Origin of the sequence: Pseudoalteromonas sp. XMcav2-N (assembly GCF_024124545.1) — a bacterium.
GTDB lineage: Bacteria > Pseudomonadota > Gammaproteobacteria > Enterobacterales > Alteromonadaceae > Pseudoalteromonas.
Genome location: NZ_JAMXSF010000014.1, coordinates 25,394 through 38,048, shown reverse-complemented (window position 1 = coordinate 38,048; position 12,655 = coordinate 25,394). Strand labels below are relative to the sequence as shown.

The following is a 12,655-nucleotide window of genomic DNA, read 5'->3' as shown; positions in this document are numbered from 1 at the left end:
GTACAGACTTAACCTGATGATTAAGTCTGTCTATTTACAGTGTCGGGTTACTTAGTGCGACGACGCAGTAATGCCAGAGGCGCAGCAAACAGCGCCAGCCAGCCGAAACTACCTGAATCATCATCGTCGTTGTCATCGCCTTGTTTGACGTCTCTGACATTGACGACCACTTCAACTGCCTCTGACAGATTGCCTGCACTGTCCTGTGCCTGAACCATAAATTCGATACGATTATCGTACTCGTAGTCTAACTCACCTGCTACAAGCAGCTGGCCTGATGCGTTTACTGTGATGACATTGGTGCCGGTGACAATAAAGCGTTCTACAGGCGTGACTGCTGAATCTGCATCAGAGAAGTCCAGCATGCCAATAACTGTTTGTAATTGTGTATTCTCATCAACAGTGAAGTGCTGGCCTTCAGCAATGACCGGGCGAGGATCGACCGGCGGTTCGCCTGCAACGGTTTTCACTTCGATGATCACTGGGTCGTGATCTGATGCTCGATAAGCGTGGTCGGCATACAGCTCAGCGATTTGTGCGTCGGTACGGTATTCCGTGTTGTAATCCAGCATACGCGGCTCATCGGCATTGATGTGCCAATCTGTTGCATCGGTTACTTTGCTCAGTAACGACTGAGAAGCAACGGCATGGTCCAGGCTGCCCAGACGACCAGAGTAGTTGTAAGAATAGCCGAGTGTATTGCTATCCAGGTGCGTTATGACATTGCTCAGGCCTTTGTCTTCGAATGCGCGCATTGGATCTTCCATTGCGTATGCATTCATGTCGCCAACCAGAATCACATCAGCATCGTCGTTACCGGTAGGGTTAGTTGCAAGCCAATCTGCGAATGAATTGGCGCCTTCGGTACGGATAGCGTTCCAACAGCCCTGACCGTCGCCCTGGTCTGCATTGTCACCTTCTGCACTACCACATCCTTTAGACTTCAGATGCGCAACCGCAACCGTGAATTCTTCGTTGTTGTCTAACTTACGGAAGCTCTGTGCTGTTGGTGGGCGGTTGCTATAGTCAAATGGCGCTGCAGTGGTAAAGCTGGCTGTGCCCGCTTCTTCAACCGTGTCAGTACGATAGATAATACCGGTTGTAATGTCGTCTGTACCAATCTGAGAGGCGTTAAAGTCGACATAGGCATAGGTGTACTCAGATTCAGCATTAATGGCCTTCACCAGGTCTGCGACTGCGCTATGCTCGCCGAAACCGTCGTTCTCTAGTTCCATCAGACCTATCACGTCAGCGTCCAGCGCGGTAATTGCGGAGACCAGTTTCGCTTCCTGACGTACCAGCTCTTCAGCTGTATCTGCACCACGAGGAGTTGGGAAGCCACCACCTTGACCGTCGCCATTGAAATAGTTCAATACGTTGAAGCTGGCAATACGCAGATCGCCTTCACCTTTGAGCTCAGGAGCTTCAGTACGCTCATTGGTGTTGTTGAAAGTCGGCGCTTTTGTTGGGTTTAGACGGTATTGACCAAAACTATAGGCAATAACCCCTTCCAGATTAGTGACTGTGTCACCCAGGCGGATTGTTTTATAGGCATCCAGACCTGTGCTTGGGTAAGGGATCATTTCTGGATTCTGAACAGTAGAGCCGTCGTCCATCAGTAGGAATTTTTTGGTGTTTTCAGCTTCTAATGCGTTGGCTGCATCGCCAGGCATTGCCACCTGTGTGCCCTGGTAAAGACGCTCTGTTGCCAGGCCAACTTCACCGTAACGGCCCAGGTTGTATGTATCCGCTACGACCATATCCTGAGACAGGCTAACCAGCATGCCTTCAACCGCTTCCAGATCACTTACTTCTTTCACAGGCAGAGTCAGCATCTGTGCCTGAACATCGGCGCTGCCGCATACTTCAAGTTGCGTGACATTGCCTAATTGCGTTGCGTTGTAGAATTCCTGAACGGTACCTTGTACGCGAACCTGATCGCCTACTTTAACATCGACATCTTTGTAGTATACAAACAGACCTTCTGAGGTCATGCTGTCTTCGTCCATATCCGCTGCCAGTGACTGGACGAAGAAGCCTTTAAGCTGGTTGTCTTCCTGAAGATCAGCTGTTACAACGGCTTCAATCGTCACAACCTGATCTTTTAGCGGGCTTTCATCTGTGTTGCCCTGAATTTCATTAATTTTTGTGCTTGCGTCGCCACAAACCAACGGCTCTGGCTTATCATCGTCGCCGTCACCACCGCCAGCGTCGCCACTATGGCTACCCAGGCCGCTGAAATCGTCTTTTTCGAACTGTACCCACTCGGCGCTAGGATCAAACTCGGCATCAAATGTTGTTCGGCCTGTTGTTACTTCGATATTGCGGCGCAGTGTTTTGTCTTGGGTTGCAACGCCGTTATTTTCCCACTTGCTGCCAGGGTCAAAGCCAACCTGCCCAAAGCTGTCTAACACGGTGTCGCCATTGCGCAGTACAATTGCATCGTCGCCATTGTACCAGCTGCCGCCAATAGTAAGCTGGGCAGCGTTGAGCACAGTATCGACTGCACTGCTGTTAGCAATAACATAGGTGCCGCCTGCAGCAATTTCACCGCTTAGCTCAATCGTATTAGATGGATCGGTACCACCATTTGAATAATAACTCAGTGTGTAGCCATCGAGCGATATTGCGTTTTCTGAAGTATTGAAAAGCTCAACTGCTTTGTTGTTTGAGCTACCTTCAATGTACTCTGACATGATGACCTGAGCCTGCACAGGGGCAGTTGCTGCGGCCACAAGAAGTGCCAGTGGAGTGAATTTTGTTTTTATCATGTTTTTTCCCGTGTGTAGTTTAAACCCAAATGGGTACATAAGCTTACGGGGGCTATGTTACACAAAAATGACACAATGTTAATCAGAAAAATGCAAAAAAGGAGCAATTTATTGCTCCTTTTTTAATAATTACCTATTATTTATTTGTCATTCAACCAGATAGCGGCTTGCTTCGCAAAGTAGGTTAAAATGCCATCGGCGCCAGCACGCTTAAATGCGAGTAATGATTCCATGACGATCGGTTTTTCTGCCAGCCAGCCATTATCTATGGCTGCTTTATGCATGGCATATTCGCCACTGACCTGGTAGGCAAAAGTGGGTACACCAAACTCATCTTTAACCCGACGTACGACGTCCAGGTAGGGCATACCCGGTTTAACCATGACCATGTCGGCACCTTCTTGCAGATCGAGTGCAACTTCGCGCAGTGCCTCATCTGAATTGGCTGGATCCATCTGATAGGTTTTCTTATCTGCCCCTTTAAGGTTCCCAGCTGAACCGACCGCATCACGGAACGGGCCGTAATAGCTGGAGGCATATTTGGCGGAGTAAGCCATAATACGGGTGTGGATATGTCCGGCTTCTTCCAGTGCATCCCGAATGGCGCCAATGCGTCCATCCATCATGTCTGATGGGGCGACAATATCCGCACCTGCATCGGCATGAGACAACGCTTGCTTAACCAGTATCTCCGTCGTGATGTCATTGATCACATAGCCTTCATCATCGATGATGCCATCCTGGCCATGGGTGGTGAACGGGTCCAGTGCCACATCGGTGATCACACCTAGTTCGGGACATTCACTTTTCAGGGCGCGTACGGTGCGTTGAGCCAGTCCCTCAGGGTTATAGGCTTCTTCAGCGTGCAAGGATTTTTTGTCGGCCGGAGTAACCGGAAAAATCGCAATGGCTGGTACGCCTAATGCTACGAGTTCTTTTGCCTCTTCCACCAGTAGGTCGATTGACAGGCGCTCAATGCCTGGCATAGAAGGAATGGCTTCTTTGCGGTTCTTGCCTTCCAGAACGAATACCGGATAGATCAGATCGTTTACCGTTAGTGTGTTTTCACACATCATACGGCGAGAAAAGTCGTTTTTACGCATACGGCGCATGCGCGTATAAGGAAAAAGATCCAGTCCTGACTGAGCCACGTTAAGTCTCCTGCTTAGGTTGGTAAATACAGATCCGATTGCGGCCTTGCTGTTTGGCCATGTATAAGCCTTTATCAGCCAAATCGGTAAATAGAGTGGGGTTGCCGGTGTCCTGTGCAATGGCACTGTAAACCCCTGCACTGGTAGTAAATTTAATATGGTGGCCAGCCACTTTTAGCTCATGTGCTTCAGTCGCCAGTCGGATCTGCTCAGCCAGTTCCAGGGCGCCGTCCTGTGAGGTGTTGGGCAGCAGGATCACAAACTCTTCGCCACCATAGCGAAAGACTTCATCATGGGGTCTTTTCAGGTGTTGTTCAATCAGGCGCGCAAAGGCACAAATGGTGTGGTCCCCCGCCAAATGACCATAGTTGTCGTTCACTTTCTTGAAGAAATCTATATCCAGGATGATCAGGCTCAGCGTGGTTTGCTCACGGCGTGAGCGACGAACTTCCATCATCAGGCGTTTATCAAAGTAGCGGCGGTTTTTCACTTTGGTCATCGGATCTTCCATGTTGAGCTTTTCAAGCTCATGGTTTTTTTCCTCGAGTTCCCGAAGTGTGACCTGTAGTTCAAAAGTTCGCTCGTCTATGCTGTTTTCCAGCTCCTGCTGTGCCTGTTCTTGTAGTTTCAGCTTCTCTTTGAGTAAGGCGTCTTCTGCCTGAGTACGGGCCAGTTTATGTTGTTGGGTCTTTATGTGCTTTTCGCGCTCTAATATGAACTGGCGGGTCAGAACGAAACTGAGATAGAGGCTCAGTCCCAGGTAGCAGACATAGGTCACCGGGCGGTCCAGCTGTACGCCGCCAAAGATTCCTAACTCAAAACCAAATTGATAACTCAGCGTGACCAGCATAATGGTGTAAATTAGTATCGCGGTCATTTTGGTTGTGCGACGATACCGGCTTCGTACTGTGCAAATGATGTAGCCCAGCACCAAAGTAAGCGCCATACCATAAGCGGCAAAGGTGGCCATAGGCAGTGGCAGTAGTTGACTGAGTAAAGTCAGTATCACACCCAGGATCAGCAATCGGGTCAGTTTACTGTCGTGTTTTGCCTGTAGCAGGTTCGGCAAGGCTTTGCTGCGCTGAATGGGGATCAGGGCCAGGGTCGAAAGCATCACCAGCAAGCTTTGCCCGTATTGCTGCAACCAGACATTGTCTCCGTACAGATAGCGATAGCTAAATCCATAAAGATGCACAATAAGCAGCCAAAATAGCCCGATAATCACCGTACCATGTAAAAAGTATCGCCGGCGGGTAAAGCTATAGAGGGTGAAATTAATGGCAATCATAGCCAGGATAAATCCGGCCAGAATGCCGTATAAGAGATTAAATTTACTCTTATACTTTAAATATTCAATAGGGTGCCAAAGGCTCAGCGGCATGTTCAGGGCGCCATGATGGCTGATCTGCAAATACACCTGACTATGACTGTGGGCCGGCAGTTCCAGGGGGATCAACTGCGCTTCATGTTTAACCGGGCGTTGCATTAGCGGGAGCGCATCACCTAAGGCAAGGGTGAGAAAGGATGCCTCGTCATGACGGATATACGCTGTGATCTTGTCCAGTAAGTTGTTATCTATACTCAGCAACAGGGGCACCTCTATGGAGCCTGGGTTATGCAGAGCAACTCGGATCCAGGCATGGGTGTTGGCTGGCGGCTTTAAGGGCTGGATTCGACCTGCCTGCCACTGTGGTTGACTAAGCAGTAAAGCCTGAATATTTTCTGCCTGGCTGTAGGTGTATTGATACGAGAGCGATTGATGTTGCTTGAACTCAGCTGAAACCTCCAGTGCCTGAGCGGCGCCTGACAGCAGAATCACGAGTAATACCAAGCGCCACAGCATTAGCCAGTTATCCCGTTAGCTAAAAACAACGTTTTGAAATTCTTACTGGTTTGTTGCGCCAGTTCCGATACACAGACGTCTTTGAGTGCGGCAACATGATGTGCGATTTCAGGTAAATACGCAGGTTCATTGCGACGCGATTTTGGCTTAGGCTTGAGTGTTCGGGGGAGCAAAAATGGCGCATCGGTTTCCAGCAGGATCCGATCTTCGGGAATGTAACGTACCAGCTCCCGTAAGGTTTCACCGCGGCGCTCGTCACATAACCAGCCGGTCAGACCAATCATGAGGCCATAATCCAGGTAATGACGCAGTGCACGTTTATCGCCGGTAAAGCAATGCAGCACTCCACGCAAAGAAAAGTCATCCAGCATTGCACTGAATGTGTCAAAGGCGTCGCGTTCGTGCAGATAGACAGGCATATTCAGCGTCTCAGCCAGTTCCAGCTGTACCCCGCAGATCAGTTGCTGAACCGGACGCGGGGAGTAATCACGGTTAAAGTCGAGTCCACACTCGCCAACGGCTACGACCCGTTCTTGCGTGAGCAGATTGCGTAATTGCACAATAAAATCGTCAGGTACGTCTTTGGCGTCATGAGGATGAACCCCCGCAGTGGCATACTGACCATATTGCATTGCCAGAGCTTGACTGTGTTCACTGCTTTGTAAGTCGCAGCCAATCAACAACATAGACTCAATACCCTGGTTGGCGGCCCGGGTCATTATGGTGTCACGCTCGGCATCAAACTGTGTACTGGTTAAGTTAACACCGGCGTCTATTAACGTATGCATTTAGTCGACTCTTCTCACTTTAATTGTGCGGTTTGAGCCCACTTTCTGCATGATAAAAGAATTGAATGACCCGCGGCGAATAACCACAGCATCGCCTTCTTTCGCAAAAAATGCCTGGGTACCAATTTGTTGCCAACGCTGTTGATTGTCCAGCGTAAAGCGGCGTTGCCCGTTCGGTGACTTACTGACGTCAGAAAGCGTGGCACTGATCTCTTGGTCGCCTTCTTTTTTGTGTTCCAGTCCAAATGCGGTTTTACTGTTGGTCTCAGTATGGCGAGGTGCAGGGTGTGGCCTGGCGGCAATATCCGCGGCCAGTTTATCGTAGCAGGCCAGACGCTGTGTATCTGCTTCGAGCTGACTACATGTTTTCACTTTATGCAGTAATGGCCCTTTAGCCTGTGCGGGAAATATACTTAGTACCGTGGATAATATGCAGGTGATCGCCAGCATCAGTTGGGGGTTATTCATGGCTTTGTTCCTCTGTTGCTGGTTTTTTACTATAGAGTCTTGCTAGCAGCAAACCGACTTCAAAAAGCAGTGCCATGGGCACGGCTAGCAGGGTTTGCGACAACACATCTGGTGGCGTTAAGAACATTGCTATCACAAAGACACCAACAATGATGTAGGGGCGCTTTTGTGCCAGGCTGTCGGTGGTTGTGACACCACTCCAGCAGAGCAACATGATGGCTACCGGGATTTCAAATGCGACGCCAAACGCAAAAAACAGTTTCAGAATGAAGCCAAGATAACTGCTGATATCCGGAGAGAGGGTCATCATATCCGGGCCGACGGCCGTAAAAAAGCCAAGTATAATGGGCATCACAACGAAGTAACAAAAAGCGATGCCGGCGTAAAATAACAAGATACTGGACAGTAAAATAGGCATCAACATACGCTTTTCATGCTGATACAAACCGGGTGCCAGAAATCCCCAAATTTGATGCAGTATCATGGGGACCGCCAAAAACAGTGACACGAATAGCGTCAGCTTAAATGGCGCAAAGAAAGGAGCCGTAACATCCGTCGCAATCATGGTGCTGTTAGCGGGTAAACTTTCAACCAGCGGAGCCGCCACAAAGGCATAAATATCATTGGCGAAATAAACCAAAGACACAAATATAATCAGGACACTGAGCAGCGCCTTGATCAGACGATTTCGAAGCTCAATAAGGTGGCCAATAAAGCCACTGTTTGTCATATCTGACATGCAAAAACTCGTAGACAGTTAGTTTGGAGAGGACGGATCTTTGTCGTTTTTTGACGAATCTGGAGACTTGCCATAGCTGTGACGCACTGATTCTGCCGCGCGTTGTAGCTCCTCCACCGATTGCTTCAGGCCCGGCGCGATGTTATCCAGACCTTGCTCTTCGGCTTTTTTAAGGTTGCTATGCAACTCGTGTACGCGCAATTCTTCGTTCACCTCTGCTTTAACAGAGTTGGCGACAGATTTGACGGTGTTGATCCAGCGACTCACTGTTCTGATTGCAACAGGTAAGCGTTCAGGCCCAAGCACTATCAGGCCAACGATCATCACTACAACGAGTTCCCACATCCCCATGTCAGATCACACCTTGTCTTTTTCTTTTTCGCTGGCTGTTTTAGCTTGTGCCGCTTGATCGGTAAGTTGCTCTTTATTTTCAGCTTTATCCGACTTTTTTTCTTCTTCGTCTTCTGCAACTGCGTTTTTAAAGCCCTTTACTGCGTTGCCTAAATCACTGCCGATGCCACGTAGTTTTTTAGTGCCGAATAAAAGCACAATAATGGCCAGAATGATAAGCAATTGCCAAATACTGATACCACCAAAACCCATGTTTACTCCGTTTATTGTGTTATTGAATTAATAAAGATTATACGCCGAGTGTGTAAAATATCACCCTGTTTTACGCCAAGCTTTGATAAATATTGCGATTGCCAGTACTGAGCAGACACCGCTGGCGAGCTGGCGTTCGTCAATAAAACACAAACCAGCCACGATAGTGAGTGCAGCAGCGGCTATGCCAAGCAGCAGTGCGCGCGTATCGCTGCCTTGACTGGGTGCAATTGGCGTGCTCTGGCGCTGACTGCGTTTCAGGTTCTGATAAATGAGATCCGGCAGTTCTGGCATTTTTTCTGCCCAGAACGGCAAATTAGTATAGAGTTTTTTCGCAACAGCCAGCGGACCGACCTGATCCTGCACCCATTTTTCTAAAAAGGGCTTGGCGGTTTTCCATAGATCCAATTGCGGGTATAGCTGGCGACCCAAACCTTCTACATACAACAGGGTTTTTTGTAACAGTACCAGCTGTGGTTGTACTTCCATATTAAAGCGTCGCGCTGTATTGAACAGATTGACCAGTACATGACCAAATGAGATTTCGGCCAGAGGCTTGTTAAAGATTGGCTCACACACTGTGCGAATGGCAAACTCGAATTCTTCAACACACGTATCCGCAGGTACCCAGCCAGAATCGACATGCAATTGTGCTACCTGGCGATAGTCGCGGTTGAAAAAAGCAATGAAGTTTTCTGCCAGATAACGTTTGTCTTCGCGATTCAAAGTGCCAACGATGCCACAGTCAATGCCAATATACTTCGGATTATGGGGGTCTTCCCGAGAGACAAAGATGTTGCCCGGATGCATATCGGCATGGAAAAAGCTGTCGCGGAACACCTGGGTAAAGAACACTTCGACGCCTCGCTCTGCGAGTACCTTCATATTGGTGCCCTGCGCCAGCAGCGACTCAGTATCTGAAACTGGAATGCCGTAAATACGCTCCATTACCAGCACATTACGTCTGGAATAGTCACTGTATACCTCAGGAATATACAGTGAGTCAGATCCTTCAAAGTTGCGGCGCAGCTGAATAGCGTTGGCAGCTTCACGCATCAGATCCAATTCATCCAGCAAGGTTTTGCGATATTCCCTGACCACTTCCACGGGTCGCAATCGGCGTCCAGCGCTGATCAGGCTAGCCAGTAAGCGGGCAAAACGTTCCATCAGCGACAAGTCTGCCAGTATTTGTTTTTCAATATTTGGCCGGATCACTTTGACCACCACTTCTCTGAGCTCGTCATCAACCACCAGTTTGGCGCAATGAACTTGTGCGATGGAGGCAGATGCCAGTGGTGTTTGCTCAAACTCAACAAAACCGTCGCTAATGGTGTCCAGCCCCAGAGCTTTTTCTATTAAAGACTGTGCCTGATCGCCGGGGAAGGGAGCGACTTTGTCCTGTAACAGGGCGAGCTCTTCAGCAATATCCGGCGGCAGCAGATCGCGGCGTGTGGATAGCATCTGGCCAAACTTGATCCACACGGGCCCCAAAGTTTGCAGTGCCAGTCTTAATCGCGCGCCGAGGGGTTTGTCGCGATGCTGGTTTGGCAGCCAGAACAGACTGCGCCTTATTGCCCGGGCATACCAAGGCTGTTTTTGCCTTGGCAGCAAGTCGTCAAGGCCATAATTGAGAAACGTTTTACCGATTTGATACAGACGAGCGATGGACAAATCCAGCTCCTTATAATTCGCTTAAGGCGTTAATACGTTGTTCCAGTGCTGCGAGCTGTTGCGCCAACTGTCGCGTATGGGATTTGAACTGACGAACTTCAAGTGGATGAACGGCCACTTTAAGCTCATCCTGACATAACTGAGCAAAGGTTCGTTGCAGTGTTTTGAGGTGGCCAGCCCCGGTTTGGGTGGCTAAATTAAAGCGTTCTACAAGCAGTTGTGCCGGCGCATCGCCAAGGTGAGCGGACAAGTGTTCAGCCCAGTCAATACGTAACCCAGAAAAAGCTTTACTGTAACTTTGTGCCAATTGCAGATCGCCATCCAGGTCCAGCTTTTCTTCACGGATCAGGCGCGTTAGCTGGCTTGGATCGGAAATTTCACCTAAGGTCGATAAGGTCGTGGTGATGTGGCAGTCAGCCTGATCCTGATAATGACCGTAGACGAAACAGCACGGCTTACCTTGTTGCTCCCCTACGTAATGTAGCGCACAACACAACCCCAGATCCGTTAAGGTAATGGCCAGTGTTTTATGTTCTACAGAGGAAAGCTGAACGGCCAGAGACGGCTCTTTGTCCAGCAGTTTTTCCAGTGCGCTTTCGGCAACGGCTGTGAGCAGCGTGATCCACATACAGTTTCCTTTGTTCCCCGGAGTTAGAATTTAAAGCCTCGGTGGAGTGCCACGATACCGCCCGTGAGGTTTTGATAGCTTGCCTGTTCAAAACCGGCTTCTTCCATCATTGACTTGAGTGTTTCCTGATCCGGATGCATACGAATGGACTCAGCCAGGTAGCGATAGCTCTCACTGTCGTTGGCAACCAATTTGCCCATGGTTGGCAGAATGTTGAACGAATAAAAGTCGTAGAGCTTGGACAGTGCCTCGTTGTCTGTTTTTGAAAACTCAAGAACAAGTAGTCTGCCTCCGGGCTTTAATACGCGATACATGGAGCGTAGTGCTTTGTCTTTGTCGGTAACATTACGTAGTCCGAAAGCAATGGTGATCACATCCAGGCTATTGTCCGGGAAGGGGAGGGCTTCGGCATTCATCTGCACATATTCGATATTACCGACCCGACCGAGGTCACGCAGTTTGTCTCGTCCAACGCGCAGCATTGAGTCGTTGATATCACCCAGGATAACCTGACCTGATTCACCAACCAGTTCACTGAACTTCGCGGTCAGGTCACCGGTACCACCGGCCAGGTCCAGAACTTTATGGCCCTGACGGACACCTGAACACGCAATGGTCTGGCGCTTCCATAAGCGATGGATCCCAAATGACATCAAGTCATTCATCACATCATACTTTGCAGCCACGGAATGGAAAACATCAGCCACCATGGAGGCCTTTTCCTGCGTTGCTACTGTTTTATAGCCAAAGTGTGTGGTGTCGCGATTTGCTTCTTTCATGTGCGTTATTTGTGCCGGATCTGGGTGTCAATAGTGTACTTGATCGCACTCAGTGAGCGCAATCGGTGTCAGCAATTTAACCAGATTAATCAATAACCCCAGGTGTAGATGTCCTATTGCACTTTGGTGGCCTGCTCGCCGTTACTAATTGGGCGCGGATATATAATAATTCTGACCCAGAGACTGGGCTTTCTTGGCGGCAAAGGCGGCACGTTGTGACAGGGTGTTGAAATCATGCTCCGGTTGATGTTGTGCAATCCCAATGGCCAAATCGATATCCGGAAACGACACATCACCTTTGGCACTGACAAACTTGAGTCGGGTCACGCCGCGGCGTATTTTTTCTGCCACCACCACCGCAGTGTCGACTTCACAGTCAGCCAGTACAATGGTGAACTCTTGTTTACCCGTTCTGCCCGGCAGGCCACTTTGTAGCACGTACTTCTGGATCCGTTTAGCGACACGTTGCAGCACCGTTTCGCCAACCAGTTCACCAAAGTCCTGGCTGAAGGCATCCAGATTTTCGATCAGCACTGAAATGGCACAGATTGATTTATCCTGAGTTAGCCACAGTTGCGTTTTATGCCCCAGATAATGGCGTTTATAAAGACCGGTTTGCGGGTCTAAAATGCGCTGCTTACGCAGTTTCAGTAACTGCTGTTGCTGCTTCTCATGAATTTCACGTGCTCTTCGCAAGGCATTTTTAAACTGCTGGTGTTGTTTCAGTAGTTGCTCGGTATGCCCACCAAAATCCTTCAGGGCAGCCCGGGTTTTCACGACATTGTGTTCATCCAGATTATGAAGGCAGTGATTGATTTGCTTAGCAAAGCCGATCAGACTTTGCTGTGACTGTTGCGCTGAGTCATTGAGCTGATCGATCATACCGCCGACTTGCTGGATTAGATTGGCTTCAGTCTGATGTTCTTTTTGCAGGTACTCATAATAGAGCTGCTCAATGTAAATGCTATCTATAGCAACACGGTTACGAATGTCCCGATCCAGACGTTCGGTCAGGTCACGATTGGTCTGGCTGATATAGACATAGCCTATATGGTAATTCAATGGCGTAGGGGGCAACTGATTCTGTTCCAGAAACTGACAAACTTTAGTCATTTTTTCTTGTGCCATTGCCATGGAATCATGGAACATCATTTCACTTACCACAATAATCAGTTGCTGTTGTACGAATTGCCGAAGCGTCTGATATCGCACCT

General features: G+C 49.0%; 12 protein-coding genes. All 12 read right to left on the bottom strand.

Features of this window, described 5'->3' with window-relative positions; all coding sequences use genetic code 11:
* Window positions 1-47 precede the first annotated feature (47 nt).
* Window positions 48-2,771 (bottom strand): ExeM/NucH family extracellular endonuclease, encoded by a 2,724-nt coding sequence (locus NH568_RS17085; RefSeq protein ID WP_253049142.1) that lies wholly within the window; start codon window positions 2,769-2,771, stop codon window positions 48-50.
* Window positions 2,772-2,911: 140 nt separating this feature from the next.
* Window positions 2,912-3,922 (bottom strand): porphobilinogen synthase, encoded by a 1,011-nt coding sequence (gene hemB, locus NH568_RS17080; protein WP_253049139.1) that lies wholly within the window; start codon window positions 3,920-3,922, stop codon window positions 2,912-2,914.
* A 1-nt stretch (window position 3,923) separates the two neighbouring features.
* Window positions 3,924-5,765 (bottom strand): diguanylate cyclase, encoded by a 1,842-nt coding sequence (locus NH568_RS17075; protein WP_253049136.1) that lies wholly within the window; start codon window positions 5,763-5,765, stop codon window positions 3,924-3,926.
* The gene (locus NH568_RS17070; RefSeq protein WP_253049133.1) at window positions 5,765-6,553 is read right to left on the bottom strand and encodes a TatD family hydrolase; all 789 of its coding nucleotides are present in this window, start codon (window positions 6,551-6,553) and stop codon (window positions 5,765-5,767) included. The genes NH568_RS17075 and NH568_RS17070 overlap by 1 nt, the downstream gene beginning before the upstream one ends.
* Window positions 6,554-7,021 carry a hypothetical protein gene (locus NH568_RS17065; protein WP_253049130.1) on the bottom strand — a complete coding sequence of 156 codons (468 nt, stop codon included), beginning with the start codon at window positions 7,019-7,021 and terminating at the stop codon, window positions 6,554-6,556.
* Window positions 7,014-7,760, bottom strand: a complete 747-nt coding sequence (gene tatC, locus NH568_RS17060; RefSeq protein ID WP_054016086.1) for a twin-arginine translocase subunit TatC — start codon at window positions 7,758-7,760, stop codon at window positions 7,014-7,016. The genes NH568_RS17065 and tatC overlap by 8 nt, the downstream gene beginning before the upstream one ends.
* Before the next feature lie 18 nt (window positions 7,761-7,778).
* On the bottom strand, window positions 7,779-8,111 hold the full coding sequence (gene tatB, locus NH568_RS17055) for a Sec-independent protein translocase protein TatB (RefSeq protein ID WP_253049127.1): 333 nt from the start codon (window positions 8,109-8,111) through the stop codon (window positions 7,779-7,781).
* Between the two features lie 6 nt (window positions 8,112-8,117).
* The gene (gene tatA, locus NH568_RS17050) at window positions 8,118-8,363 is read right to left on the bottom strand and encodes a Sec-independent protein translocase subunit TatA (protein ID WP_054016084.1); all 246 of its coding nucleotides are present in this window, start codon (window positions 8,361-8,363) and stop codon (window positions 8,118-8,120) included.
* A gap of 60 nt (window positions 8,364-8,423) precedes the next feature.
* Window positions 8,424-10,034, bottom strand: coding sequence for a ubiquinone biosynthesis regulatory protein kinase UbiB (gene ubiB, locus NH568_RS17045; RefSeq protein WP_253049125.1), 1,611 nt, complete (start codon window positions 10,032-10,034; stop codon window positions 8,424-8,426).
* Window positions 10,035-10,044: 10 nt separating this feature from the next.
* Entirely contained in the window at window positions 10,045-10,662 is a 618-nt protein-coding gene (locus NH568_RS17040; protein ID WP_253049120.1) for an SCP2 sterol-binding domain-containing protein, read from the bottom strand.
* A 23-nt stretch (window positions 10,663-10,685) separates the two neighbouring features.
* Window positions 10,686-11,441: a bifunctional demethylmenaquinone methyltransferase/2-methoxy-6-polyprenyl-1,4-benzoquinol methylase UbiE gene (gene ubiE, locus NH568_RS17035; protein ID WP_046005834.1), complete on the bottom strand. Its 756-nt coding sequence runs from the start codon at window positions 11,439-11,441 to the stop codon at window positions 10,686-10,688.
* Between the two features lie 144 nt (window positions 11,442-11,585).
* Window positions 11,586-12,593, bottom strand: a complete 1,008-nt coding sequence (locus tag NH568_RS17030; RefSeq protein ID WP_253049117.1) for a GGDEF domain-containing protein — start codon at window positions 12,591-12,593, stop codon at window positions 11,586-11,588.
* Between the last annotated feature and the right edge of the window lie 62 nt (window positions 12,594-12,655).

Coding starts and splice junctions, on each gene's coding strand:
- NH568_RS17075 (WP_253049136.1), bottom strand. CDS start 5,765: ATGCTGTGGCGCTTGGTATTACTCGTGATTCTGCTGTCAGGCGCCGCT.
- NH568_RS17065 (WP_253049130.1), bottom strand. CDS start 7,021: ATGAATAACCCCCAACTGATGCTGGCGATCACCTGCATATTATCCACG.
- NH568_RS17070 (WP_253049133.1), bottom strand. CDS start 6,553: ATGCATACGTTAATAGACGCCGGTGTTAACTTAACCAGTACACAGTTT.
- tatC (WP_054016086.1), bottom strand. CDS start 7,760: ATGTCAGATATGACAAACAGTGGCTTTATTGGCCACCTTATTGAGCTT.
- NH568_RS17040 (WP_253049120.1), bottom strand. CDS start 10,662: ATGTGGATCACGCTGCTCACAGCCGTTGCCGAAAGCGCACTGGAAAAA.
- NH568_RS17030 (WP_253049117.1), bottom strand. CDS start 12,593: ATGATGTTCCATGATTCCATGGCAATGGCACAAGAAAAAATGACTAAA.
- tatA (WP_054016084.1), bottom strand. CDS start 8,363: ATGGGTTTTGGTGGTATCAGTATTTGGCAATTGCTTATCATTCTGGCC.
- ubiE (WP_046005834.1), bottom strand. CDS start 11,441: ATGAAAGAAGCAAATCGCGACACCACACACTTTGGCTATAAAACAGTA.
- tatB (WP_253049127.1), bottom strand. CDS start 8,111: ATGGGGATGTGGGAACTCGTTGTAGTGATGATCGTTGGCCTGATAGTG.
- NH568_RS17085 (WP_253049142.1), bottom strand. CDS start 2,771: ATGATAAAAACAAAATTCACTCCACTGGCACTTCTTGTGGCCGCAGCA.